The organism is Terrisporobacter glycolicus ATCC 14880 = DSM 1288, from assembly GCF_036812735.1.
Lineage (GTDB): Bacteria > Bacillota > Clostridia > Peptostreptococcales > Peptostreptococcaceae > Terrisporobacter > Terrisporobacter glycolicus.
In genome coordinates, this window is the sequence record NZ_CP117523.1 from 3,982,084 (window position 1) to 4,007,001 (window position 24,918).

Below are 24,918 nucleotides of genomic sequence, written 5' to 3' on the forward strand. Positions count from 1 at the left end.
TTTTTCTCCCTCTAAACAATTATAATAATTCTAAAAATTTATCAAATACATATGTGCTATCTTTTGGTCCTGGGCAAGCTTCTGGATGATACTGAACACTATATACTGGTAATTCTTTATGTCTCATTCCTTCTACTGTATTATCATTTAAATTGATTTGAGTAACGTTCATGCACTCTGGCACTTCACTTACATAATATCCGTGGTTTTGAGCAGTTATAAACACTCTATCTTCTTCTAAATCTTTTACTGGATGATTTCCACCTCTATGACCAAATTTAAGTTTTGAAGTTTTTCCTCCGAATACTTTTCCTAAAATTTGATGTCCTAAGCAAATACCTACAACAGGTTTTTTACCTATCATTTGTTTTGCATTATTTACTATTTCTTCTAAATCATCTGGATCCCCAGGTCCGTTTGATAAGAATATTAAATCTGGATTTGTAGATAATACTTCTTCTGCTGAAGTTAAAGCTGGGAATATAGTTATATCGCATCCTCTCTCAGCGAAATTATCTATTATGTTTTGTTTTACACCGTAGTCCATTATTGCAACTTTAGGTCCATTTCCTTTTACATATTCTACTCTTTTTCTAGAAACTGTCATAACAGCAGATCTATTATCGAAAGATTCTAGTTTATGTTTTACATTATCTAATTCAGAATTTCTATCTATAGTTATGATACCTTTCATAGTACCGTTATTTCTTAGTATTTTTGTTAAGGCTCTTGTGTCTATTCCCTCAAGTCCTATTATTTTATTTTGTTTAAGATATACATCTAAACTCATTTCACATCTGAAGTTATTTGGTGCATCACTTTTTTCTCTTACTATAAATCCTTTTACTGCTACCATTTTAGATTGTACATCTTCTAAGTTTATTCCATAATTACCTATTAAAGGGTACGTCATTGTTACTATTTGTCCGTAGTAAGAAGGATCTGTTAAAACTTCTCCGTAGCCTGTCATTGAAGTATTAAATACAACTTCCCCAACAGAATCCTCTAAGTAACCAAAGGCTTTTCCTTCAAAAATCGTTCCATCTTCTAAAATTAATTTTGCTTTCATATCTCTTGCCTCCTAAGCATTTTCTATTTCTTTTGCAATATCAATCGCTGATTGTTTTGGATTTTCACTTTGAGTTATAGGTCTCCCAACAACTAAATATTGAGCGCCATTTTTTATAGCCTGAGCTGGTGTTACTACCCTCTTTTGATCTCCTGCACTAGACGTAGCTGGTCTTATTCCAGGACATACAGTTACAAAATCTTCACCACATGCTTCTACTATTTTATCTACTTCTTTAGCAGAACATACTACCCCATCTATTCCTGATTCTTTTGCAAGTTTTGCTCTCTTTATAGCTAATTCTTCTGTTGTCATATTGCACCCTATATCTTGTAAATCTTCGTTACTTAATGATGTCAAAACTGTAACTCCTACAATTATAGGTTTTTCTATATTTAATCTTTCTGCTTCTTCCTTTGCTACTAATGCACATTGTCTCATTCCTTCTAAATCAGAAACGTGAATTGTCATTAACCAAACATTATCTCTTACAGCAGCTCTAACTGCACTTTTCATTGTGTTAGGTATATCATGGAATTTAAGATCTAAGAATATTTTCTTCCCTTTTTCCTTAAGATAATCTACTGTTTTCCCCTTAGTAGCAACATATTGCTCTAATCCTACTTTGAATATATATACGCTGTCTTCTAGCTGGTCTATTAGTTCCTTAGCTTTATCAAAATCATCTGTGTCAATAGCAACAATTAATCTGTCTTTTCCATTTTTCATTTTTCTTCACTCCCTCTTAATAAAGCCCATTAAAAAAATCCCTACACCAAAAGAGGTATAAGGATTCTGTATGCATAATCTAAACAATATAATCAGTATTAGTTATGTGTTATCTTTATCAGCCTCTCTGGACTATTTTAAAAGACTTTATTCTATTTTTGTTTTACTAAAATTTATTTAATAAATAAATCAAATAACTATACAAGCCTCTCTGGACTTTGATACAAATTATTTTCTTTTTATTAATGTTAAGTTTATATAATTATTACACTTATTCTTTTTTGTGTCAACTGTTCTTTGGAGAAGAATTTAAATTTTGTTCTTTATTTTTATCTATAATACTTATAAAATATTCTTTTTTTCTTCTGCCTTTTATACTTTTTTTAAGGTATTCTACATCTAAATGCCTTTCTTTGCAACATATATCAAAATGTCTTAACGCAATCCCCATACTGATTTTATTTTCATCATCAATATTTAATTTTTGTCTTTGAGTACACTCATATAAGTCAAATCCGTCATCTTTTGCCTTAAATTCCCAAGGCTGTTTATTCATGATAGAAGGTGATACCCTTACCCCCTCTAATACATATTTCCATTTGGGATCAAATTCTTTACAAATTTCCTTTATTTTTTTCCTATCATAACTTTTTTTACTTTTTCTAAATAAACTTTCATATTCATCGGGATAGCCTATAGCTAATAAAGAAACTGGATATTCGACTTCATTTTCATCTATAACCAAGTCTTCATCTTCATCATATTCACTATCTAATTCATCTAATTGTATAAATTCTTTTACATCTTCTCTTTTTAATTGGCATTTTAGCCAACTAGTCCCCACTCCTAAACAAGTTAATTCTAAAATCAACTCTTCCATGGCAAAACCTACATTTTGTAGATAATCTTCGCCTTTATTAGAAGTTATAAGTATATAATGAGGAGCCTTTACCCCTGATTCTTTACCTATTAAAAAATGTATTAAGTGTCCTCTCTCAATTAAATGGGCTTTAATATTTAAATCGTTATTTAGATAAGTTATATTTCCACATAATTTTTTTATTTCTTCTAATAGTGGTTTTTTCATTGTTTTGCTTGAATAACTTTTTATAGTTTTTCTATAAAAAATAGCATCATATAACTCCATCTATAACCTCCTAACTGAAATGTATTCCCATCCTCTATCACAAATATATTTAATTTAGATGTTATCTATTTCTTAATTTATTATCACTACTTTATTATAAGATTTTTATACTATTTTTAAAATATAATATTTTGATTTTTGTACAATTTTTTAATATTTATTTTATAAAAGCTCCATAACAATAAGTTTGTGCATGATTATTATTAATATGATTAAAACTATATATAATGCTATAATATTATTATTACTATATTTTATATTTGGAGGATTAAAATGGATTTTAATACAAATTTAGAAAAATATGCTGAATTAGCAATTAAAGTTGGTGTAAACATTCAACCAAACCAAACTCTACTTATTAGAACTCCAATTGAGTGTGCAGATTTTGTAAGACTTGCAGTTAAGTGCGCTTATAAAAACGGTGCTAAAAATGTATTTGTTGAGTGGTCAGATGAAGAATGTTCTTTATCAAGATACTTATATGCACCAGATGATGTATTCAATGAGTTTCCTAGATGGGTATCAGATCAATACGTTGATATAGCTAAAGAGGGAGGCGCTTTTTTAAGTATTCATGCTGCAAATCCTGATTTACTTAAAGATGTGGATCCTGAAAGAATAGCAAACTATCAAAAATCCTCTGGGATAGCATTAAAAGAATGGAGATCTTATACATTAACTGACAAGTGTAAGTGGAGTATAGTTTCTGTTCCGACTAAAGCTTGGGCTCATAAAATCTTCCCAGACATATCAGAACAAGAAGCTATTGATAAACTTTGGGATTTAATATTCAAATGTACAAGAGTCGATAACGAAGATCCTGTTGCTGCTTGGCATGAACATAACAATAACTTAAAAGAAAAAACTGATTTCTTAAATGAAAAGAACTTTAAGACATTAAAATATAAATCAGCTAAAACAGATTTAACTATTGGCTTACCAGAAAATCATACTTGGGAAAGTGGCGCTTCTGTAGACCCTACTGGTGTTAATTTTAATCCAAATATGCCAACAGAAGAAATTTTCACTCTTCCTCATAAATATGAAGTTAACGGTGTTGTACATAGTTCTAAACCTTTAGTTTATGGTGGAAATGTTATAGATGATTTTTCTTTAACACTTAAAGATGGAAAAATTGTAGAATGCTCTGCTGCTGAAGGAGAAGAAACATTAAAGAATCTTATTGCAACAGACGAAGGTTCTCACTATCTAGGTGAAGTTGCTTTAGTTCCTTATTCATCTCCTATATCAGATACTAACATAGTATTCTACAACACATTATATGATGAAAATGCATCTTGTCACTTAGCTCTTGGTTCAGCTTATGCTACTTGTATAAAAGGTGGTGCTGATTTACCAAAAGAAGAGTATGACAAATATGGTATAAATGATAGTTTAACTCATGTTGATTTTATGATTGGTTCTGCTGACCTAGACATAGTTGGAGAAACTCATGATGGTCAAACTATACAAATTTTCAAAAACGGAAATTGGGCATTTTAATTATAATTAAATTATTTTTTTAAATTTGCTCAAAACAAAAAGAGGCTATAAAATAGCCTCTTTTTATGTTGACGAGAAATTTTTAATTTTGTTTAATCTAAAATAGATCAATTATTATTTAATATTAACATATTAACACAATTTATAATATATCTTTTGCTTATTTTAAGTATATAAAATTATAAACTGCATTTATATTTTAACATACTATCATATTTTTTTTCAATTATATTTTGTTGTTAAAATTTATTTTAGCAATCTCTACTGCAGATTTTGCATCTTTAGAATAATAATCTGCATTTATCTTTTGTGCATATTCTTCAGTAACTACTGCACCACCTACGAATACTTTTGCATTAATTTGATTTTCTTTTAATTCTGATATTGTTTTTTTCATATTTTCTACAGTAGTAGTCATTAAAGCACTAAGTCCTATAAGTTCAATTTTTTCCTCTTTAGCTCTTTTTACAACCTCTTCTATTGGAACATCTTTTCCTAGGTCAATAACTTCATAACCATAATTCTCAAGCATTATTTTAACTATATTTTTTCCTATATCATGAATATCTCCTTGAACAGTAGCAACTATTATTTTTCCTTTTGAAGATGTATTATTACTTTTGCTTAATCTCTCTTTTATAATATTTAAAGCAACCTTTACTGTTTCCGCTGATTGTATCATCTGTGGTAAAAACAGTTCTCCTTTATCATACTTAGATCCTACAACATCTAACGCTGGAATTAGCACTTGGTCTAAAACATAATGCTCATCTTTGGAACTTAAAATTTTTAGAGTCAAATCCTTTGCTTCTTCTTTTAAACCTCTTTCTATAGCATCTTCTAAAGTTAAATTATCATGTTTTTTACTTTCTTTCTGTTTACTCTCTTTAGAAACATCTCTAAATTTTTCAATATATTGTAAACAACCTTTATCCATATTGCTTATTACTTTATAAGCATATACAGATTCCACCATTACTCTATCTTCTGTATTTATTATAGGTAAATCTAAACCTGACCCTAATGCTAAATTTAAATAAGTATTATTTAGTCCGTGCCTATTAGGTATACCAAAAGATATATTTGAAACACCTAATATTGTCTTGCAACCTAGCTTCTCTTTTACCATTTTTATTGCTTTAATTGTTTCCATGGCTTCATCTTGTTGAGCAGATACAGTAAGAGAAAGACAATCTATGAAAATATCTTTTCTTCTTATTCCATATTCCTCTGCTCTTTCAACTATTTTTTTAGCAACATTAAATCTATCTTCAGCTGTACTCGGTATTCCATCTTCGTCTAAAGTTAATCCTACTACACATGCTCCATATTTTTTCACAAGAGGTAATATAGTTTCTAAAGACTTTTCTTTACCATTAACAGAGTTTACTATTGTTCTTCCATTGTAATATCTAAGGCCTGCCTCTAGAGCATCTATATTGGAGGAATCAATCTGTAAAGGAATATCTACAACTTCTTGTATACCTTTTATTACTCTTTTCATGGCTTTTTCTTCATCTAATTCTGGTACTCCCACATTAACATTTAGAATTTCTGATCCTTCTTTACTTTGTTCTAGAGCTAAATTTATTACATAGTCATTATTTCCATTAGTATATGCATCTATTAGAGGCTGTCTTCCTGTTGGATTTAATCTTTCTCCAACTATAGTTGGCCCTTGTACATCTACATATTTTACAGCAGAGCATACAATTGTAGATTCTCTTCTTTTGGGTTCTTTTTTTTGTAACTTATCTATATTATCACAAATTTCCTTAATAAATGTTTCATTAGTTCCACAGCACCCACCTATAATAGATACTCCTAAATCAACAAATTCTTTTGCTCCTTGGAAAAATTCTTTTGCAGTCATTTTATATACAGTTTGGCTATTTTCAATTACAGGTAAACCTGCATTAGCTTGAACAATTACTGGAACATTTGCTAACTCTGTAATTATTTTTACTATTGGCAGAAGCTGTTTAGGTCCAAGAGAACAGTTAACACCAAGGGCATCTACTCCTAGTCCTTCTATGGTAGCAACCATAGCCTCAGGTAAGCATCCTGTGAAACTTCTTCCATTTTCATCAAATGTCATAGTACATATAACAGGTAAATTTGTATTCTCTTTCGCAGCAAGAACTGCTACTTTTGCCTCATAAAGATCCATCATTGTTTCTATTATAATTAAATCTGCACCACTTTTTTCCCCTTGTACAACTTGTCTTTTAAATATTTCATAAGCTCTATCAAAAGATAAAGTTCCCATAGGTTCTAACATTTCTCCTATTGGTCCAATATCTAGTGCCACAAATCTAGGCTTACTTTTGTCACTTTCATCTATTGCTTGTTTAGCTATTGTAATGGCATTATTAATTATTTCTTCTACAGTATATCTTAGCTTAGTAACTTTTAATTCATTACATCCAAATGTATTTGTAGTCAATACATTACAACCAGCGTCTAAATACTTTTTATGTATTTTCAATAATTTATCAGGATTTTTCAATCCAAATATTTCTGGATTATCCCCAATAGGAAGGCCTTCTCTTTGAAGCATCGTACCCATTGCACCATCAAATATTAGTAAGTTATTTTTTAAATATTCTTTAATTTCCACAACCATCGGCCTCCTTTTTATAATCACAATTATATCTATTACTACAATTATCACAAGATTTTTTAGTATTAGTAGTGCCTTTGCGAGAAACTCCAATTAAAGCTACTACAGATTTTCTTGGAATCATTATTCCACTATTTGTTACAGTTAGTCCTATTTCTTTTTGACTATTTAGTAAATTATTAATATCAACATTTTTTTCTATGGATAAATCTCCATATCCAGGACTATATCTATAAGTTATATATTTATCTTCTTTTAATAATTTTTTTGCTATATTATCTTGAACTATGTCACAAACTTCCTCTATAGCCGTTGTGGCGCAAGCATCTATGATTATACCTTTTGTTAAGTCTGTATAAGTTAATTTTCTAATCTCTCTTTCTATTTCTAATCCTAAAGTAGCACTCATTAATATACATTCATCACATTCTAGCAATAAATTATATATATCCTCACTTTGTAAAGTTAAATTAGCCCCTTCTAAATAAACTTCACTCTTTACCTCAGATAATTTTAATTTTTTTATTTTATATTTTCTAAATATAAACCTTGGATTTATAATTTCCCTTGTTATATCTATACAATGTTTAATTTTATCTGATAAATTATCATCTATATCTTGATCTTTATATTGTAAATATCTTAAAACTTCTCTCTCATCTATTTCAATTAAGCTTTTAATATTATCTATCATATTATTTTCCATAAATGCTCAAAGAGAACCCTTCTTCTAATGCTTTTTTTGCATATTCTTGTGCTCCAAATAGAGATAAATCTCTATAATTTCCACATTCTACTGCAGATGCTGCTACCATCTCATTACAATCTATTACCTTTTGTAAAGCTCTTTCTAGTCCTGATTTAACTAACCTAGGCTCTACATCACCCCACATTATTAAGTAGAAACCTGTTCTACAACCCATTGGTGATAAATCTATTATATCTTCTAATTCTTCTCTTAAATATGTAGCTAATAAATGTTCTAAGCCATGTATAGCAGCTGTTCCAAAAGCTTCCATATTAGGTTGTAAAAATCTCAAATCAAATTTACTAACCTTATCTCCCATTTTTCCATCTAAAACACAACATTTTCTTACATAAGGTGCTCTTACTTTATTATGATCTAACTTAAAACTTTCTACTTTTTCCATATTTTAAACTCCTTATATCAAATTGTTAATATATTATCCTAAAATAACATTAATATTATTATAGTATTCTTTTTTACTTTTTTCACAAATATTTCTAATTTTTAGACAAAAAAACCTTTACCATTTTTTATGGTAAAGGCTAGTAATTTCTTTATATTATCCTATTTGTAATACTTTTTCTATTTTGTTTTTTATACTTATCTTTTCTTGGTAAGTTCGTTTATACCAACTATATAAAATTTCTACTCCATTATTTAATAATACATTTGGAATATATAGTCCATGTTGTATTATTTTATCTATATCTAAATAATTTCCTCCAAATATTTGTTTTATATCCGTATCAACAATATTTGAATCAGTATACTTAATATTAGCTTCTTTTCCTATAATTTCACTACATATTTTTATGCATTCTTCCAATGATATTACTTGGGGATTTGTAACATTATATATTTCTCTAACATGATTAGTTTTTAATAAACTAAATAATACCTTTATAAAATCATCTATATAAATAAATTGCGCTTTTAAATTACTATTTTTAGGGATTACTATTTCAATTGATTTTTCTATTTTATGAAAAAAATATGATTCTTTAGATACCTTACTTTTATCACCATATATATGAGATGGTCTAATTATAATATAAGGAATTGATGTGTTTTGAATAAAGTTTTCAATATTCAATACTTCCTCTTTAATATGATTTTCCTGAGATAATATTACTATATATTTTTTTAATGATTCATTATCTAAATTATCAATAAGTATTTCTGCATCTTCTTTATTTCTTATGCTTATATCATAAACATAGTCATACTTCTTATCTTTTAAGATGTTTTTTACTTCATCTAAGTTGTTTCTGTCACAAATTAAATGCTTGTTTATTCCATTAAAGTTAATCTTTTTAATGTCTTTTGTAATTATGTCCACATTATATTTACTTTTAATTAAGTACTTGGCTAGTGATGAACTAATAAAATCACTACCTCCCATAATTAAAACCGAACACATTTATAATACATCCTCCTTTTATACAATAATAGTCCCTTATATATAATAGCATAATTTTCTATATTTTATGACTTTGTTATTTTTTTAATTTTATACTATTATTTTTATATTTTTTTATATAATTTAAGAGCTAAATAACCTTAGTGTATAAAAAAGAGATGAAATGTAAAGTAATTAAATTTCATCTCATATATTATTAATTATTAATAATTTCTTCTATTAATAATACACTTTCTCTTTCTATTTCTTCTATATAATCATGAATATAAATTCCATTTCCACAAGCGTACACTTTTCTCTTTGAAGTCATATATTCATCATTTACTTCTGGTCCGGTGGTATCTGGATTTAATTTAATTCCACTTCTCATTGCAACTAATCCATCAGATAGTTGTTGTTTAGCAAATAGTATTGAATCACATTCTATTTCAACTTCTTCTTCACCATTACTTATGATTACTTTTTCTACACGACCTTTTCCTTCTATGTTTGATATTTCATAGTTATAGTATATATTTTCTGTTAATCCATAAGTATTTATTTCTTCTTTATCAGAAATGATTCCAACTACCTCAACATTACTTCTTTTTAGTTCTTTTTCAATCATATATAATGTATTCCAACCATCTATAAGAATTTTTCTACCTGGTATTATATTATCCATAGCAAAAATTTTCTTTGCCATTCCTACAGTATATATTCCTGCGCATCTGCTGCCTACCATGGCTATAGCTTTTCTAGATCCTTCTTTTGCTCCATTAGCTAATATAATTTTTTCGCCTTTTATTTTCTCAATGCCATTAGCTGGACTTGTACATAATACTTCATTATTTTCTTCAATTTTTAATACCATTGTATTTAATTTTGTCTCAATGTTATATCTTTCATATTCTTCTATTAAATAAGTTCTATAAAATTTACCTGTTATCTTTAATTCATTACTTATATTATAATTTCCTAAGCACAAAGCACCTCCAAGGATATTGTCTTTTTCAATTACTAATATATTTTTTATGCCTGATTTTTTTGCTTCAATGGCACAAAGCATACCTGCTGCACCACCGCCTACAATTATTAACTCATATGCTTCCATGGATTAATCCTCCTTAAATCCTACTACTGAAGAACTTTCAATATCTTTATTAACTTCACTTATGTCTATATCTAACTCCCTACTTAAGATGTCGCTTATCGGTATCATACAACCAATTCCTTGACATCCTCCCATCATAGCTCTTGTTCTTCTTTTTACTCCATCTAAAGTTCTTGCTCCTAAAGGTCTTTTTATAGAATCTATTATTTCACCTTCTGTAACAAATTCACATTTACATATCATTTTACCATAAGCAGGATTTTCAGCTATTAATTTATTTTTTTCTTCTATACTAAGTTCACTCATTCTTATCATTTTTGTTCTATGTGGTTTAAAGTTTGTTTTTTCTTCTAATTTGATACCATCTTTTATTAAATCTATTACATAATTTGCTATGGCTGGAGCACAAGTTAGGCCAGGGGAATCTATACCTATTACATTGATAAAGTTTTTAACATCTCTTGCTTCTTCAATAATGAAATCTTTAGTTTTAACTTTGGGTCTTATTCCACTAAAAGTATTTAAAACTTTAGCAAAAGGTATTTTTTTCATGGTTTTTTTGCTTTTTTCTATTATTTCATCTATTCCCTCTCTTGTAGTTTTGACATCCTCATCTTCGCTAGGAATAGCATTTGGTCCAATTAATAAATTTCCGTCCACTGTTGGAGTAACTAAAATTCCTTTACTTAAGTCACTTGGTACTTGAAATAAAGTTTTTTTACAAAGCTCACCTGCTGTTTTATCAAGTAAACAATACTCTCCCTTTACCCCTTCTATCTCATATTTAGTTTCACTTACTAGATTATTTAAAAATGCACCAACTAAACCAGCTGCATTTATAATTATTTTCGCTTCTATAGATTCTTTATCATTTATAATAAGTGTATAAGAATCTTCACATTTTTTTATATCAGTTACTTCATATCCTAGTAAAAAATCTACACCATTTTCACAAGCATTTTCAGCAAATGCTAATGTCATTTCATAAGGACTTACTATACCAGAATTTTTCACATGTAAAGCTCCTACTACATCATCATTTATATTTTCTTCTAAATCTAAAACCTCACTTTTACCTAAGATTTCTAATTCATTTATTCCTAATTCTTCTCCATTGGATTTTAGTTTTTTTAATTTTTTAAATTCATCTTCGTTGAAAGCTAATACTAAGGATCCGTTTCTTTTGAAAGAAAAATCTAACTCTTCAGATAAAAATTCTATTATTTTATTTGCCTCTAAATTTAATTTCGCTTTTAATGTTCCTTTTTTTTCATTATATCCACCATGAATAATCCCGCTATTAGCCTTAGATATTCCTTCTGATATATCTTGATTTTTATCTATTACTGCCACATCTAAATTATATTTAGATAATTCTCTGGCAATAGAACAACCTATTACGCCAGCACCTATTATTACAATATCTTTCAAAACTACTCCTCCTTAAATTATTGTCAAATTTAATATTTACTAAATACTTCAAATTTATCAACATTTCATCAATATTATAATCCTCTTAAGATTTATTTTCCATATGTTTTATCATGAAAAATATTTATTATAATCATAAAAAAAACGTATCAATATAATTGATACGTTTTTTTTATTAGGCAGCTAAGCTTTCTTCTTTTAATTTTAAATTATATTTTTGTTTCTTCTCTATGATTATAATTACTCTATCAACTACTAATCCATTCATTATTACAGCTAATAAAGAATAAAATCCCTTATCTAGTCCAAACGTTAATGCTCCACATACAACAACGGCTAAATCTACTATTAATAAAGATATACCTAAGTTTATTGCGGAATACTTGTTAAGTATTTTTGCTAATATATCAGTACCTCCTGTAGAAGCATTTATAGCAAATGTTATACCTATTCCTGCTGCTATTATTAAAGTACCTAATATAACTGCAAATAGTAAATTATTTGTTAACGCATAAGAGTTTATTACTTTTTCCATAAAATCCATTACAAAAGATAGTGCAAAACTCGCATAAATGGTTTTCATTCCAAAATCTCCACCGACTAATATAAAAGCTATTACAAATAGTATCAAATTCCCAAAAAATATAATTGTACCTACAGACAATACAGGAACGTAGTTACTAATAACCAGTGCTAATCCACTTAGTCCACCACCTGCTATTTGGTTTGGTGCATAAAAATATTGTATTCCAAATGCAACTAATATTACCCCTATTGTTACAATAATGTAGTCTCTTATAATTGATATAAAATTATTAGTTTTTTTCATACTTAATTTCCCTTCTCATATTAAAAAAATTATATATTTTGTAACTTAAGTATATATTATACTATATATTTTCAAAAAACATATTAGTTTTTAGTGGCAATAAACTGTTTTCTTAATCATTTTCATGGTTAATTAATTTTTTTATCATGTGATATAATTAATATAGGAGTTGATATTATGTTTTTTATTTGTGGTATTTCCAATGGAGAGAAGAAACTAGATTATGTTCAAACCATGGTTTGTCCTATGTGTGCAGCATTTGGAAGAATAGAAGTTTATATGACTTATATGTGCTTCAGTATTTTCTTTATTCCACTTTTTAAATGGAATAAAAAATACTATATAAAAAGTACTTGTTGTAATAGTATTTATATTTTAAATGATGATTTAGGAGTAAAAATAAGTAGGGGAGAAAATATTGTAATTTCAGAAAATGACTTACAATTAGCAAACTATAATCAGACTACTATAAATAGATGCTCCTACTGCGGGTACATAGGTGATGAAGATTTTCAATATTGCCCTAAATGTGGAGAAAAACTATAATATTATAATAAATAAAAAGAACTAGGTTTAAATCTAGTTCTTTTTTATTCTATGCTTTTTTCACAACGCTTGATTTTAGTTTCATCGCTCCGAAACCATCTATTTTACATTCTATATCATGTCCATCAGCCGCATCAGGAACTAAACGTATGCTTTTAACTTTTGTTCCTATTTTTATAGAAGATGAAGATCCTTTTACTTTAAGGTCTTTTATTACTGTTACAGCATCTCCATCATTTAATATATTTCCGTTTGCATCTTTTATTACATTTTCTTCTGTTGCTTCTTCTGTTTGTGACCATTCATGAGCACATTCTGGGCAAACATATAAAGTTCCATCTTCATAAGTATATTCTGAATTACATTTAGGGCAATTTGGATAATTTTCCATAATATTATTTCCTCTCTTTCTTATGTCCAATTCTTAAAATAGAATTCTTCATTATATAACAGCTTTATAGCCTTTCATATTGTATCATATTTTTATGACTTAGCAATATACCTATATACAATTAGTTTATCTATTTAATAGTTTTTATATGATATTCTACATTAAATAAAAAAGAGAGGAATTATTTCGCTCTCTTTTTATCTTAACTTTATCTTCCAAATGCTTCTTCATAGTCTTTAACAAATTTTTCGATTCCGCTTGTAGTTAATGGATGATTAAACATTTGATTATATAATTTATATGGTATTGTTGCTATATGAGCACCAGCTAAAGCACTTTCATGTACATGCATTGGATGTCTTATACTTGCTGATATTATTTCTGTTTGTATATTGTGTATTTGGAACATTTCACTTATTTGCGAGATTAAATCTATACCTACTGTTCCTATGTCATCTAATCTGCCTACAAATGGGCTTACATAAGTTGCACCAGCTCTTGCAGCCATTAAAGCTTGAACTGCTGAGAATATTAATGTTACGTTAGTTTTTATTCCCTTTTGAGATAATATTTTTACTGCTTTTAGTCCTTCTTTACACATTGGTAATTTTATTACTATATTTTTATGTATTTTAACCAATTCTTTAGCTTCTGTAACCATCTCATCACATTCTAGAGCAATTACTTCTGCACTTATTGGTCCATTAACTATTTCTGTTATTTCTTTCATTGCAGAAACTATATCTCTACCTTCTTTTGCAATTAATGAAGGATTTGTTGTAACTCCACATATAACACCTAATTCTGCAATTTCTCTTATTTCTTCTATATTTGCTGTATCTATGAATAATTTCATTTGCTGTATCTCCTTAAATTATCTAACTATATTTTTTACTGTTTCTTTTATATTTTCAACTGTTAATCCGTGTTTTTCTAATAAAGCATCAGGACTTCCTGATTCTCCAAATACATCTTGTACACCGATTTTTTTAACTACTGTTGGTGCATTTTCACAAACTACAGCAGATACTCTATCTCCTAAACCACCTATAATTGAGTGTTCTTCAACTGTGACTATTCCTTTTGTTTCTTTTGCTGCCTTTATTATTATTTCTTCATCTATAGGTTTTATTGTAGCCATATTAATAACTCTTACATTTATACCTTCTTCTTTAAGTTCTTTAGCCGCTTTTAATGATTTGTGAACCATTATTCCAGTGGAAATTATGGCAACATCATCACCAGACATAAGTTCATTCCCTTTGCCTATTTTGAAATCATATTCATCCGTATATATATCATCTAAAGCTATTCTTCCAAATCTTAAATAAACTGGTGCATCTATTTCAGCTGCTGCTTTTACACATTTACAAGCTTCTATATCATCTGCTGGAGATAATACAACCATATTAGGAAGTGAACACATTAGTGCTATATCTTCTATTGCTTGATGAGACCCTCCATCAGGTCCTACAGTTATTCCTGCATGAGTTGCTGCTATTTTTACATTAGCTTTTGGATAGCATACTGAATTTCTTATTACTTCAAAAGCTCTACCTGCTGCAAATATTGCAAATGTTGTAGCAAAGGGAACTTTTCCTGTGCTCGCAAGTCCTGCTGCCATACCAACCATATTTTGTTCTGCTATTCCCACATTAACAAATCTTTCTGGAAATTCCTTAGCAAACATTTCAGATTTAGTAGCTTTTGATAAATCAGCTTCTAAAACTACTATATCTTTTCTCTCTTTTCCTAATTCTACTAATGTAACTCCATATGATTCTCTAGTTGCTCTTTTCATATAAACCCCTCCCTATCCTATAATTTCTTCTATAGCTTGTTTAGTTTGTTCTGCATTTGGTGCTGCACCATGCCAAGCTGCATTGTCTTCCATGAAAGAAACGCCTTTACCTTTTACAGTATTAGCTATTATACAAGTAGGTTTATTTTTCGTAGATTCTGCATTATTAAATGCTTTTTCTAACTCTTCAAAATCATGACCATTACATTCAACCACATTCCATCCAAAATTAACTATTCTTTCTTTTAAGTTATCATTTGGCATTATTTCACTTGTTCTACCATCTAATTGAATTTTATTATTATCTATAATAGCTACTAAATTATCTAATTTGTATTTGTTAGCTGCCATTATAGCTTCCCAGATTATTCCCTCTTGAATCTCACCATCTCCAAGGGCAACATATACTCTTCCAGTTGATTTATTAATTTTGTATCCTAAAGCTATTCCACATGCATTTGACATACCTTGTCCTAAAGATCCTGTTGATATGTCTACACCTGGGCATTTTTTTGCATCTGGATGACCTTGAAGTATTGAGCCTAATTCTCTTAAATTATTTAACTCTTCTTTATCAAAAAATCCTTTTTTTGCAAGTGTTGCATAAAGTGCTGGCGCTGCATGACCTTTACTTAACACAAATCTATCCCTGTCATCTGCTTTTGGATTTTTTACATCCACATTCATTTTTTCAAAATAAAGATAAGTTAATATATCTATAACAGAAAGAGATCCTCCTGGATGTCCTGAACCTGCTTTATTTATCATTTGAATAATATCTTGTCTCAATTCTTTTGATATTTCTACTAAATTTTCCTTGTTCATTTAATCTTTCCTCCTCAATTATTATGATTTTGGGTATAAAAATTGAGGAATAAACAATTCCTCAATTTTTATATATATTAAGCTGCTTCCTCAGTATTTTTTTCTTCTTTATTTTTAGAAAATACACTTATAGCAACTAGTAATACAAATATTCCTACTAGAACTGCTGTTAAGCCATTTCCACCTATAAATTCTTGAATTTTTCCTAAGAATATACCTGCAACTCCAAAGTCTGCATCTGAGAATGTAGAGTTTGCAAATCCTAAGTTCCCAAGTACAGGTAATAATGCTATTGGTAAGAATGATATTAGTACACCATTTGCAAATGACCCTACTATAGCTCCTCTTCTACCACCAGTTGAGTTCCCAAACACTGCTGCAGTTGCTCCACAGAAGAAATGAGGTACAACACCTGGTATTATCATTACTAATCCTAAAGCTCCCATGATTCCCATAGAAACTACTCCTCCTAAGAATGAACATATAAACCCTATTAAAACTGCATTTTGTGCATATGGGAATACTATCGGGCAATCTAGAGCTGGTTTTGAGTTTGGAACTAACTTACTTGATATACCTTTAAATGCTGGTACTATTTCGTTAAGTACTAATCTAACACCATTTTGTATTAATATAAATCCTGCTGCAAATGTTAATGCTTGGATTAATGCAAATACTAAGAAGTTGTCTCCACCTGATAATTTTGTTTCAACAAATTCTGGTCCTGCTGCTATTGCAACTATAACATAAAGAATTAACATTGTTATTGAAACTGATACTACTGAGTCTCTTAAGAAACTTAAAGATTTTGGAACTTTCATTTCTTCAGTTGATTTAGAATTTTTACCAACAACTTTTCCTATTAATGCTGATAATGCATATCCTGTTCCTGAAAAATGTCCCATTGCTACTGAATCATTTTTAGTTATTTTTTTCATAAAAGGTTGTAACATTGCTGGTGATAATACCATTATTAAACCTAAAGCTAATGAACCTGTGAATATTAATTGTACTCCACTCATTCCACCTGACGCTAATATAACAGCTATCATACAAGACATAAATAAAGTATGATGCCCTGTTAGGAATATATATTTAAACTTTGTGAATCTTGCTATTATTATATTTGCTACCATACCAAATGCCATAATTAAAGCTGTTGCTGTACCGAATTCATCTATAGCCATTGCAACTATTGCTTCATTATTTGGTATAACACCTGATATATTAAATCCTTTTTCAAACATTACACCAAATGGTTCTAATGATCCAACTATAACTCCTGCTGCTGCACTAATTACAACAAATCCAACCATCGCTTTTAAAGTTGATTTTATTATTACATCTACAGGTTTCTTTTGAAGTAACAAACCTATTAAAACTATAATACCTACTAATACCGCTGGTTCCGATATAAAATCTACTAATACTTTTAAAAATCCTGTCATTTTAACTTCCCCTCATTCTGATTTTTAGTAAAACGTTTTTATGACTATTATTTTTTACCCCTTTTATTTATAAAAAGGGGATATTGATTAAGCTCCTATTTTTTCTTGTATCTTAGCTTTTAATTCATCTCTATCTAATAAAGAATCTAACACTATTAATTCTGGTAAGTGACTTGCACTATCTGCTAAATCTGCACCAGTTACGAATATATCTGCATCTGATGCTGTTACATCTGCTAATGAAGTATGACTAGCTTCATATTGATCAGCTACACCTAGTTCATTTAATACATCTGTTATATTCATTTCTACCATAAAACTTGATCCTAATCCTGATCCACAAACTGCCATTATTTTTTTCATATTAAAATACCTCCATTAATTGTTGTTCTGTTTCTACCTTTAGTAAATTATTAAATTTATCTTTATTCATACATACATCTGCAATTTTTCTCATAAGTCCTAAGTGTGACTCATTATCTTTTGCTGATAATGTGAAGAATACTCTAACTGTTTTTCCCATAAAATCTACTGGTTCATTTAATTTTAAAATGCAAAGTCCTTCTTCTATTGCTCCATCTTCTGGTCTAGCATGAGGCATGCATATATCCTCTGCTATGCAAAAATATGGTCCAAATTCTACTATTTTATTTACTATTGCATCATAATATCTATTTTCAACTACTCCCTCTGCTTCTAACATATCGCATGACAGTTTTATAGCCTCCATGTAGTTATCTACTTTATCTAATATTTTTACTAACATTCCCGTTTCTCCCTTAGCTAAACTATAGATTTTAAATCCTCATATGATTTAGCATTTTTAAATTTCTTTATATTATCATCCTTAATCAATATATTTGTTAAATTAATTAAGTTCTTATTTTCTTCTTTATTTGCAAGGACCACTATAGTCTTTACTGTTGATTTGTTTTTACTTCCAAAATCTATTGGACTTTTCAAATTCAATATACTAACAGCATTTTCTACTACATTTTCTGGAGTAGCATGTACAAAAGCTATCTCAGGTATAAACATCATATAGTTTCCCAAAGTTTCTATAACTCTTATAGAATCATTTACATATGCTTTTTCTATCTTTCTATCTTTAATTAAAGGTTTTGCTGCTATTTCTATTGCTTCTCTCCAATCCTCTATAGATTGTTCAAACTGTGCATACTTTTCTAGTATTATCTTAGTTAAATCACTTTCATTCTCATTTTTAACTTTGTCTGCTAAGTATTTACAGTTTTTTTCATACCATATACTATAGATTTCTGATTTTATTTTTTGTGAATCTCCTGATTCTAGTAGAGGATTCACTTGTATAACTTTATAGTCTTCTATTTGTAAAGGGACAGTTGAAACTATAAAGTCAATTTCTTCATTTAAGTAATCATCCACATCTTTCAATCTACAAATTGATTGTATCTTTATTTCAGGAATCATTAGATTCATTCTTGATTTTAATAAGCTTGATGTTGCTAAACCTCCGTTACAAACCACTAATACATTAGCACTAAAGTTTCCTTTTGCGTACTTTTCAAAAATTGTTCCAAAGTACATGGCCATATAAGCTATTTCTGCCTCTGGAAACTCTACTCCTATAATATCTTTCTTTTTGCTTAGTATTTCTTCAGTAATTCCATATATAAAGGACATTTTGTACTTAATTTCTTCTAAGAGAGGATTATTAATTACTAAATTATTCTCCACTCTGTAAATAGCAATTTCCAAATGAAGTTGCATCTGTCTAATAAATTCAGCATCTGAATCTACTTCAATGTTTAACATTGTGTATAACTCAGATAAAACTTCTGATGTTATTTTATTTATTTTTTCTTCTTTATTTAAATTAAAATCCTTTGCTATTTTTGCACCCTTAAATATTTTTAGTAAATATTCTATCTTGTCATTATGGATCTTTTTATTAATTACTTTTTCTATAATATTTTTTAATGTTTTAAATTCACTATTTTCATCATCAGTATTCATATCTAGTTTAACTTCTTGATTATTTAATACTCTTGATAAAGTGAATAATATTATTATTTCTAATTCTTCTAATGATTCTTCAGTATATTGAATGCCTTTTTCTTCTTCTACAGTTTCTATAATTGTTTTAATATATTCCTCATTTATATTACTGTATTTATATAGCCATTTATAAATTTCTTTATCCTGACCTTCAGATAATCTACTATATAATTTTAAGAAAGCATCTCCCAACTTTTCATCATTATTTTCCTCTATGAAAGTTCCATGATAAGATTTTTTTGAGATACTAATATCAAATTCTTTTAATTTTACTTCAGCTAATTTTAAATCATTAACTAAAGTATTCTTACTTACTTCTATATACTCTGATAATTCTTCTATGGTAGCATTTCCTTTTATCATTAAGATTAATGCTATCATTAAGGCTCTTTCTTCTGGTGAATATAACTTATTTTTATATCCCTTAAGAATATGATCTATACTTTCTCCTTTTTTGATGATCAACTTAACTCCAACCTTTGGTTTTCTTTCAAGTTTTGCATCGCAATCTTTTAATAATGTTTTTATACAATCTAAATCATTTCTAATAGTTCTTACACTAACGTCAAAAACCTTAGCTATATTTTCAATTGTTGTCCATTCTGAACTATTTTGTAAAAAATCAATTATATTAATTTGTCTTTTATTAAGTACTATCAATTCGTCCCCTCCTGAATTACCTTACAACTATATTCTATAAAGTTTTATATTTTTTAACTATACCAATTCATTTCATTTATTGTGGCAATTTTTATAATTTACTATCTTATATTAACAAAAAAAGAAGACATTTATATATATCTTCTTTTTTTTACGCAAAAATATTTAATATTTTTAATTATATTTCTATATTTATTTTTATCTAGTTCTCCAAGTATAGTTATAAAAATTTAGCATCTTGATATAAGTCCCCAGCTAAATCTTTTAATAAAGTTTTATTCATTATCTTGTATCTTCCACCTTCTCTTTTTAATACGCCTTTCTTACATAATGTATTGAATGTTCTAAGTAAGTGCCTATAACTACTTCCCAAAAGTTCAGCTATATTATTTAAATTTTCATCAAAATCAATATATAAATCATCTCCATAAATCAATGATTCATTGATGTAACTAGCCAATCTATTTTCCAATGGATAAAGTAAATTAATAGAACTATTCATACTAACGGCAGCCAACTTTTCTGCTAAACTTTCGCAAGTAAATTTTAAAAATTTATTATCTTTAATTAATTTTAACCTTGCTTTTTCCATTGGTATTGCCAAACAATAACAAGTACTTAAAGCTTGAATTGTACCTGTTGCACTTTGATTTTTTACAATTTCTATATCTCCTATTACTCTGAAAGGTTTATAAAAATCAAGAAGCAAACTTCTACCATTAGGCAATGTTTTAAACACCTTTGCTTTACCTTGTATAAAAAACAACAAATATTCTAAGTCTTCATCTTCCCTTATCAAATATTCATTTTTCTCAAATTTTAATAATCTCATATGATTTTTCATATCATCTATGAAAATTTTCTGCATATTTAACTCATTATAGTAATTTTCTATTATAAATGAATCTTCTATTTTCTTCACCTAAACTCCACCTTTATTTTTTACTTAATTAAAATTCTACATTTACAGGTGACATATGTCATTATTTTTATTATTTTTTTGTGTTATTTTATATATTATTCATAAGGAGGGATTTATAATGAATTATTTTGTTTCAATTTTTACGGGAATTATACTTTCAATAATGATTTCTTTAAATGGGCAAGTAAGCAATCTTGCTGGAAATTATGCTTCTAGCATTATCATTCATTTTGTGGGTTTAATCGGAATTATACTTGTTCTTATTTTTACAAAATCAAAAATAGGCAATTTAAAAGATATACCTTTTTATATGTTTACAGGCGGTCTTATTGGTATTCTAACAGTTTTATTTACTAATGCTAGTTTTGTGGGTCTTGGTGTTTCATTAACTGTTTCTCTTTCTTTATTAGGTCAATTAGTAACATCTCTTATTATCGATCATTTTGGATACTTTAATATGCCTGTAGTTGAATTTGATAAAAAGAAAATTTTAGGATTAGTCATCATTGTTGCTGGTATTTATGTGATGACTTTATCATAAGGAGGTAAGTTATGATATATATATTATTTGCAATTTTATGTGGGGTTTCAAACGTATTATCTAGATCTGTAAACTTTGTTCTATCAGAAAAAATAGGAATGTATCAAAGTACATTGTTCAATTATATTTTGGGTCTTTCTGGCTCTTTTTTACTACTATTAATTAGTGGTGAGACTTTTAAATTACTTACACCTTCATCTTATAGTGCTCCATGGTTTGTTTATGTTGGCGGACTTTTAGGCGTTGTTGTAGTTACAATGCTATCTTTTTTATCTTCAAAGGTTTCATCTTTTTATTTAACTTTATTATTATTTGTTGGTCAGCTTTTCACAGGAATAATTATAGATGCTTTATCTACAGGTAAAATTTCTTTTTATCAAGTCATTGGTGGAATTTTAGTAGTATTAGGTTTAACTTATAATTTATATATTGATAAAATAAATAGCAAAACCGTATCAGCTTAAGATACGGTTTTTTTTATAAAATCTATCATACTTTGTTTATTTTCTTCCAATTGAACTAATCTATTAACATTTGCTCCTGATGGATGAGGAAACCCCATAAGAATTTGATTTTCTTTGATAAATTTTTCATCTTTTAATTTGCATAATACCTCTTCAACAGCCTTTCCTAGTGGTATTATTAATATGTCTTCAAAGTCGTCTAGTTCATCTATTTCATTTATAAAATTCTCATAAACATATTTCATTAAAAAGTCACTTTTCAATAATTTTGGAGTGTGTCCTGTATAGTTTTGTTTTTTTACAAAAACAGGATAAGGTATTAATGACACGGTATGCATTAAATAATCTTTTTTATCAAATAATTCACTACAACTTTTTAAGTTTAGTGCTTCATTTAATTTTATTTCGTCTAGCATTGCTATAATATTTTTTCTTAAACTTCCACTAAATCTCCCTGCTACTTTGCATTTATACTGTATATCTTTTATATTATTATTGTTTTCTAATTCTTTTCTTGCAGTAGCTATAGCTGTATTCATTTGTATAAACCCTGGAGTTATTCCTACTATTAGTATTTTTGCTTTAGGATTTATATACTCATTATGTGGAGCATAATATATTTCTATATTATTTTCTTTATCTATTAGAAAATCGTCTGTTAATAGCTCCTCTTTTGTATATTTATCTTTAATTGGAAGCTTTTCTATTTCCCTTTTATAATCATATAGTGTTTTTTTCATCTTATCTCCTAAATATATAATTAAATTTATTTCATTATTCTTATTAAATATTATATCAATTATTTTCTAATCTATTTAGGCCACTATTTGCTTTAGTTGTTTTCTTTTATTAAAGAATTTTTTATAACTCAAGTATGTTGCCATAATAGTAGCTATTGATGACGACGATAAAATCATAAACGTAACCATAATTTGAAACTTAACTGCGACTAATGGAGATGCCCCTGCTAATATTAATCCTGTCATCATTCCTGGTAATGATACTATTCCTAAAGTTTTAGCTGAATCAATTGTAGGCATTATTGATATTTTAATACTTTCTCTAATTATTTCATCAGATGCTTCTTTTATGCTTGCCCCTAAAGATAACTTAACTTCAACTGCTATTGAATTATTTTTGAAATTATTAATCAAATTTCTATAGCTTAAACCTATTGCAACCATAGAATTACTTATTATCATTCCAGCTACTGGTATTACTTCATTTGGTGTATAACCTATAGCTTTTGAACTAATTAAAATACCTAAAGTTATGATTGTTCCCACACTAATAGATGTAAATGATATTAAAACTTGACTTTCTATAGTAAATCCTTTTTTCTTTGTATTAATTGCCGCATTAATAATCATTACTAAAACTAATATGACTGTATAAATTAATTTATCTAGTCCAAATATAACGTCTAATATATATCCAACTGCTAATAATTGAACTACTGCTCTTAACATACTAACTATAATATCTCTATTTAATTCTAATTTTTCTTTATATGAAATTATAATAGGAACCATTATTAATACTGACGACAAAATTAACGATTCTGTTTTCATTAATTAAATTCCTCCACTTTTTCAATTTTTCCTTTTGATATTGTGACTCTTTTATTAAATATAGTTTCACTTTGTTTCTTGCTATGAGTAACCCATAATATCGTTACTCCTTGATTATTTAATTCTTCTACATAACCTTGTATAAGATTTGTATTGTCATAGTCTAAGGCAGATGTTATTTCATCTAACAATAATACTTCTGGAGTAAAAATTATATTTCTTATAAAAGATATTCTTTGCTTCTCTCCTCCTGATAATAAGTTTATATTTTTATTTAATATATCAGCTTCCAAATTAAATCTCTTTAACAAACTTATAATTTTTTCACTATCTACTTCTTTATTTCTTATTTTAAAAGGAAACTCTAGATTATCATAAACCGTCTTACCAAATAAATATGGTATTTGGATAGAATAGCTAATTTTTTTCCTTAAATCAGTTGCTTCATAAAAGGAGTAGTCTTTACCTTTTAATTTAATATTTCCTTCTTTTACTTCTATTAAGTCTGCACATATTTTCAATAGAGTACTTTTTCCACTTCCTGATTCACCCACAATAGATATGCAATCACCTTTGTTTATATCTATTGTAACTCCGTCCAAAATAACATTTTCTTTATCTTTATAATATAAATCTTTCAATTCTATTATTTTCAAAACCTAATTCTCCTTATTTATCATATATCGATATCGTAATTCGATATTAACATATTTAATTTAATTTTTCAAGGAAAAGAACTAAGGTATTGTATTACCAACACCTTAGTTCTTCTTACAAAACTTCATCTACTAATTCTTTTAAATTATGTTTCAATTCTTTTAATAAATGTCTACCTTTCTCAGTACTTCTATAGTATTTTCTTATTTTACCATTAACATTCTTTTCTTCCTTAATTAAATAATCCTCATCTACCATAGATTTTAATATTGGGTACAAGGTTCCTGGACTTACATTGTATCCATGTTCTTTTAACTCTTCAATCATCCAACTTCCATAAAACCAGTCTTCTTGGCCATGATGCAGTATATGAATATATATAAATCCATTGAAAATTTTTCTTATTATTTGATCCTTCAAAACCTCAACTCCTTATTTTCACTTAAATATATAATTCTATTTT

Annotated in this window: 27 protein-coding genes; 4 read left to right on the plus strand and 23 right to left on the minus strand. The window is 27.9% G+C overall.

The window, feature by feature from the left end; genetic code table 11:
* Positions 1-19: 19 nt before the first annotated feature.
* From carA to TEGL_RS19385, 3 genes are all read right to left on the minus strand, one after another.
* Positions 20-1,069, minus strand: a complete 1,050-nt coding sequence (carA, locus tag TEGL_RS19375) for a glutamine-hydrolyzing carbamoyl-phosphate synthase small subunit (protein WP_018590135.1) — start codon at positions 1,067-1,069, stop codon at positions 20-22.
* A gap of 12 nt (positions 1,070-1,081) precedes the next feature.
* On the minus strand, positions 1,082-1,798 hold the full coding sequence (gene pyrF, locus TEGL_RS19380) for an orotidine-5'-phosphate decarboxylase (RefSeq protein ID WP_018590134.1): 717 nt from the start codon (positions 1,796-1,798) through the stop codon (positions 1,082-1,084).
* A gap of 286 nt (positions 1,799-2,084) precedes the next feature.
* A complete protein-coding gene (locus TEGL_RS19385) occupies positions 2,085-2,945 on the minus strand; it encodes a nitroreductase family protein (RefSeq protein WP_018590133.1) in 861 nt (286 codons plus the stop codon).
* 273 nt (positions 2,946-3,218) lie between these two features.
* On the opposite strand from TEGL_RS19385, the gene TEGL_RS19390 reads away from it, so the two are divergent.
* Positions 3,219-4,448: an aminopeptidase gene (locus TEGL_RS19390; protein ID WP_018590132.1), complete on the plus strand. Its 1,230-nt coding sequence runs from the start codon at positions 3,219-3,221 to the stop codon at positions 4,446-4,448.
* Positions 4,449-4,674: 226 nt separating this feature from the next.
* Here TEGL_RS19390 and TEGL_RS19395 read toward each other — a convergent pair whose 3' ends face one another.
* The 7 genes from TEGL_RS19395 to TEGL_RS19425 all read right to left on the minus strand — a co-directional run bounded on the left by TEGL_RS19395 (position 4,675) and on the right by TEGL_RS19425 (position 12,592).
* Positions 4,675-7,074, minus strand: coding sequence for a homocysteine S-methyltransferase family protein (locus TEGL_RS19395; protein ID WP_018590131.1), 2,400 nt, complete (start codon positions 7,072-7,074; stop codon positions 4,675-4,677).
* The gene (locus TEGL_RS19400) at positions 7,058-7,777 is read right to left on the minus strand and encodes a vitamin B12 dependent-methionine synthase activation domain-containing protein (protein WP_018590130.1); all 720 of its coding nucleotides are present in this window, start codon (positions 7,775-7,777) and stop codon (positions 7,058-7,060) included. The genes TEGL_RS19395 and TEGL_RS19400 overlap by 17 nt, the downstream gene beginning before the upstream one ends.
* On the minus strand, positions 7,767-8,222 hold the full coding sequence (locus TEGL_RS19405; protein ID WP_018590129.1) for an S-ribosylhomocysteine lyase: 456 nt from the start codon (positions 8,220-8,222) through the stop codon (positions 7,767-7,769). The genes TEGL_RS19400 and TEGL_RS19405 overlap by 11 nt, the downstream gene beginning before the upstream one ends.
* A 156-nt stretch (positions 8,223-8,378) precedes the next feature.
* Positions 8,379-9,239: an NAD-dependent epimerase/dehydratase family protein gene (locus TEGL_RS19410; RefSeq protein WP_018590128.1), complete on the minus strand. Its 861-nt coding sequence runs from the start codon at positions 9,237-9,239 to the stop codon at positions 8,379-8,381.
* Between the two features lie 196 nt (positions 9,240-9,435).
* The gene (locus TEGL_RS19415) at positions 9,436-10,332 is read right to left on the minus strand and encodes an FAD-dependent oxidoreductase (RefSeq protein WP_018590127.1); all 897 of its coding nucleotides are present in this window, start codon (positions 10,330-10,332) and stop codon (positions 9,436-9,438) included.
* Between the two features lie 3 nt (positions 10,333-10,335).
* Positions 10,336-11,763: an NAD(P)/FAD-dependent oxidoreductase gene (locus TEGL_RS19420; RefSeq protein ID WP_018590126.1), complete on the minus strand. Its 1,428-nt coding sequence runs from the start codon at positions 11,761-11,763 to the stop codon at positions 10,336-10,338.
* Between the two features lie 175 nt (positions 11,764-11,938).
* Entirely contained in the window at positions 11,939-12,592 is a 654-nt protein-coding gene (locus tag TEGL_RS19425; protein ID WP_018590125.1) for a YitT family protein, read from the minus strand.
* A 177-nt stretch (positions 12,593-12,769) separates the two neighbouring features.
* Between TEGL_RS19425 and TEGL_RS19430 the strand changes: the two genes are divergently transcribed.
* Positions 12,770-13,138 (plus strand): zinc ribbon domain-containing protein, encoded by a 369-nt coding sequence (locus TEGL_RS19430; protein WP_018590124.1) that lies wholly within the window; start codon positions 12,770-12,772, stop codon positions 13,136-13,138.
* 49 nt (positions 13,139-13,187) lie between these two features.
* Here the strand turns inward: TEGL_RS19430 and TEGL_RS19435 are convergent, their stop codons facing one another.
* From TEGL_RS19435 to TEGL_RS19475, 9 genes are all read right to left on the minus strand, one after another.
* The gene (locus tag TEGL_RS19435) at positions 13,188-13,529 is read right to left on the minus strand and encodes a zinc ribbon domain-containing protein YjdM (RefSeq protein WP_018590123.1); all 342 of its coding nucleotides are present in this window, start codon (positions 13,527-13,529) and stop codon (positions 13,188-13,190) included.
* Between the two features lie 208 nt (positions 13,530-13,737).
* Positions 13,738-14,385 carry a fructose-6-phosphate aldolase gene (fsa, locus tag TEGL_RS19440; RefSeq protein WP_018590122.1) on the minus strand — a complete coding sequence of 216 codons (648 nt, stop codon included), beginning with the start codon at positions 14,383-14,385 and terminating at the stop codon, positions 13,738-13,740.
* Positions 14,386-14,403: 18 nt separating this feature from the next.
* On the minus strand, positions 14,404-15,330 hold the full coding sequence (locus TEGL_RS19445; protein WP_018590121.1) for a transketolase family protein: 927 nt from the start codon (positions 15,328-15,330) through the stop codon (positions 14,404-14,406).
* A gap of 12 nt (positions 15,331-15,342) precedes the next feature.
* Positions 15,343-16,155 carry a transketolase gene (locus TEGL_RS19450; protein ID WP_018590120.1) on the minus strand — a complete coding sequence of 271 codons (813 nt, stop codon included), beginning with the start codon at positions 16,153-16,155 and terminating at the stop codon, positions 15,343-15,345.
* A gap of 77 nt (positions 16,156-16,232) precedes the next feature.
* Positions 16,233-17,603: a PTS ascorbate transporter subunit IIC gene (locus TEGL_RS19455; protein WP_018590119.1), complete on the minus strand. Its 1,371-nt coding sequence runs from the start codon at positions 17,601-17,603 to the stop codon at positions 16,233-16,235.
* 87 nt (positions 17,604-17,690) lie between these two features.
* Complete coding sequence (locus TEGL_RS19460; RefSeq protein WP_018590118.1) at positions 17,691-17,966, minus strand: PTS sugar transporter subunit IIB; 276 nt, start codon at positions 17,964-17,966, stop codon at positions 17,691-17,693.
* A 1-nt stretch (position 17,967) separates the two neighbouring features.
* Positions 17,968-18,369, minus strand: coding sequence for a PTS sugar transporter subunit IIA (locus tag TEGL_RS19465; RefSeq protein WP_018590117.1), 402 nt, complete (start codon positions 18,367-18,369; stop codon positions 17,968-17,970).
* A 17-nt stretch (positions 18,370-18,386) separates the two neighbouring features.
* Positions 18,387-20,300: a BglG family transcription antiterminator gene (locus TEGL_RS19470; RefSeq protein ID WP_018590116.1), complete on the minus strand. Its 1,914-nt coding sequence runs from the start codon at positions 20,298-20,300 to the stop codon at positions 18,387-18,389.
* Positions 20,301-20,520: 220 nt separating this feature from the next.
* Positions 20,521-21,222, minus strand: a complete 702-nt coding sequence (locus TEGL_RS19475; protein ID WP_018590115.1) for a cyclic nucleotide-binding domain-containing protein — start codon at positions 21,220-21,222, stop codon at positions 20,521-20,523.
* Between the two features lie 118 nt (positions 21,223-21,340).
* On the opposite strand from TEGL_RS19475, the gene TEGL_RS19480 reads away from it, so the two are divergent.
* Both TEGL_RS19480 and TEGL_RS19485 read left to right on the plus strand, forming a co-directional pair.
* Entirely contained in the window at positions 21,341-21,763 is a 423-nt protein-coding gene (locus TEGL_RS19480; protein WP_018590114.1) for a DMT family transporter, read from the plus strand.
* An 11-nt stretch (positions 21,764-21,774) separates the two neighbouring features.
* A complete protein-coding gene (locus tag TEGL_RS19485) occupies positions 21,775-22,227 on the plus strand; it encodes a DMT family transporter (protein ID WP_018590113.1) in 453 nt (150 codons plus the stop codon).
* On the opposite strand, the gene TEGL_RS19490 is transcribed toward TEGL_RS19485, so the two are convergent.
* The 4 genes from TEGL_RS19490 to TEGL_RS19505 all read right to left on the minus strand — a co-directional run bounded on the left by TEGL_RS19490 (position 22,224) and on the right by TEGL_RS19505 (position 24,875).
* Entirely contained in the window at positions 22,224-22,967 is a 744-nt protein-coding gene (locus tag TEGL_RS19490) for a hypothetical protein (RefSeq protein WP_018590112.1), read from the minus strand. The genes TEGL_RS19485 and TEGL_RS19490 overlap by 4 nt on opposite strands.
* 75 nt (positions 22,968-23,042) lie before the next feature.
* Positions 23,043-23,798: an ABC transporter permease gene (locus tag TEGL_RS19495; protein ID WP_018590111.1), complete on the minus strand. Its 756-nt coding sequence runs from the start codon at positions 23,796-23,798 to the stop codon at positions 23,043-23,045.
* Entirely contained in the window at positions 23,798-24,454 is a 657-nt protein-coding gene (locus TEGL_RS19500; RefSeq protein WP_018590110.1) for an ABC transporter ATP-binding protein, read from the minus strand. Before TEGL_RS19500 ends, TEGL_RS19495 begins: the two co-directional genes overlap by 1 nt.
* A gap of 115 nt (positions 24,455-24,569) precedes the next feature.
* A complete protein-coding gene (locus TEGL_RS19505; protein WP_018590109.1) occupies positions 24,570-24,875 on the minus strand; it encodes a PadR family transcriptional regulator in 306 nt (101 codons plus the stop codon).
* Positions 24,876-24,918: the final 43 nt, after the last annotated feature.

What these genes read in the sequence shown, in the direction of transcription:
- TEGL_RS19490 (WP_018590112.1), bottom strand. Translation starts at nt 22,967, where the DNA reads ATGAAAAAAACACTATATGATTATAAAAGGGAAATAGAAAAGCTTCCA.
- TEGL_RS19410 (WP_018590128.1), bottom strand. Translation starts at nt 9,239, where the DNA reads ATGTGTTCGGTTTTAATTATGGGAGGTAGTGATTTTATTAGTTCATCA.
- TEGL_RS19480 (WP_018590114.1), top strand. Translation starts at nt 21,341, where the DNA reads ATGAATTATTTTGTTTCAATTTTTACGGGAATTATACTTTCAATAATG.
- TEGL_RS19390 (WP_018590132.1), top strand. Translation starts at nt 3,219, where the DNA reads ATGGATTTTAATACAAATTTAGAAAAATATGCTGAATTAGCAATTAAA.
- TEGL_RS19430 (WP_018590124.1), top strand. Translation starts at nt 12,770, where the DNA reads ATGTTTTTTATTTGTGGTATTTCCAATGGAGAGAAGAAACTAGATTAT.
- TEGL_RS19435 (WP_018590123.1), bottom strand. Translation starts at nt 13,529, where the DNA reads ATGGAAAATTATCCAAATTGCCCTAAATGTAATTCAGAATATACTTAT.
- carA (WP_018590135.1), bottom strand. Translation starts at nt 1,069, where the DNA reads ATGAAAGCAAAATTAATTTTAGAAGATGGAACGATTTTTGAAGGAAAA.
- TEGL_RS19405 (WP_018590129.1), bottom strand. Translation starts at nt 8,222, where the DNA reads ATGGAAAAAGTAGAAAGTTTTAAGTTAGATCATAATAAAGTAAGAGCA.
- TEGL_RS19450 (WP_018590120.1), bottom strand. Translation starts at nt 16,155, where the DNA reads ATGAACAAGGAAAATTTAGTAGAAATATCAAAAGAATTGAGACAAGAT.
- TEGL_RS19425 (WP_018590125.1), bottom strand. Translation starts at nt 12,592, where the DNA reads ATGAAAAAAACTAATAATTTTATATCAATTATAAGAGACTACATTATT.
- fsa (WP_018590122.1), bottom strand. Translation starts at nt 14,385, where the DNA reads ATGAAATTATTCATAGATACAGCAAATATAGAAGAAATAAGAGAAATT.
- pyrF (WP_018590134.1), bottom strand. Translation starts at nt 1,798, where the DNA reads ATGAAAAATGGAAAAGACAGATTAATTGTTGCTATTGACACAGATGAT.
- TEGL_RS19495 (WP_018590111.1), bottom strand. Translation starts at nt 23,798, where the DNA reads ATGAAAACAGAATCGTTAATTTTGTCGTCAGTATTAATAATGGTTCCT.
- TEGL_RS19395 (WP_018590131.1), bottom strand. Translation starts at nt 7,074, where the DNA reads ATGGTTGTGGAAATTAAAGAATATTTAAAAAATAACTTACTAATATTT.
- TEGL_RS19445 (WP_018590121.1), bottom strand. Translation starts at nt 15,330, where the DNA reads ATGAAAAGAGCAACTAGAGAATCATATGGAGTTACATTAGTAGAATTA.
- TEGL_RS19385 (WP_018590133.1), bottom strand. Translation starts at nt 2,945, where the DNA reads ATGGAGTTATATGATGCTATTTTTTATAGAAAAACTATAAAAAGTTAT.
- TEGL_RS19485 (WP_018590113.1), top strand. Translation starts at nt 21,775, where the DNA reads ATGATATATATATTATTTGCAATTTTATGTGGGGTTTCAAACGTATTA.
- TEGL_RS19465 (WP_018590117.1), bottom strand. Translation starts at nt 18,369, where the DNA reads ATGTTAGTAAAAATATTAGATAAAGTAGATAACTACATGGAGGCTATA.
- TEGL_RS19415 (WP_018590127.1), bottom strand. Translation starts at nt 10,332, where the DNA reads ATGGAAGCATATGAGTTAATAATTGTAGGCGGTGGTGCAGCAGGTATG.
- TEGL_RS19455 (WP_018590119.1), bottom strand. Translation starts at nt 17,603, where the DNA reads ATGACAGGATTTTTAAAAGTATTAGTAGATTTTATATCGGAACCAGCG.
- TEGL_RS19400 (WP_018590130.1), bottom strand. Translation starts at nt 7,777, where the DNA reads ATGGAAAATAATATGATAGATAATATTAAAAGCTTAATTGAAATAGAT.
- TEGL_RS19460 (WP_018590118.1), bottom strand. Translation starts at nt 17,966, where the DNA reads ATGAAAAAAATAATGGCAGTTTGTGGATCAGGATTAGGATCAAGTTTT.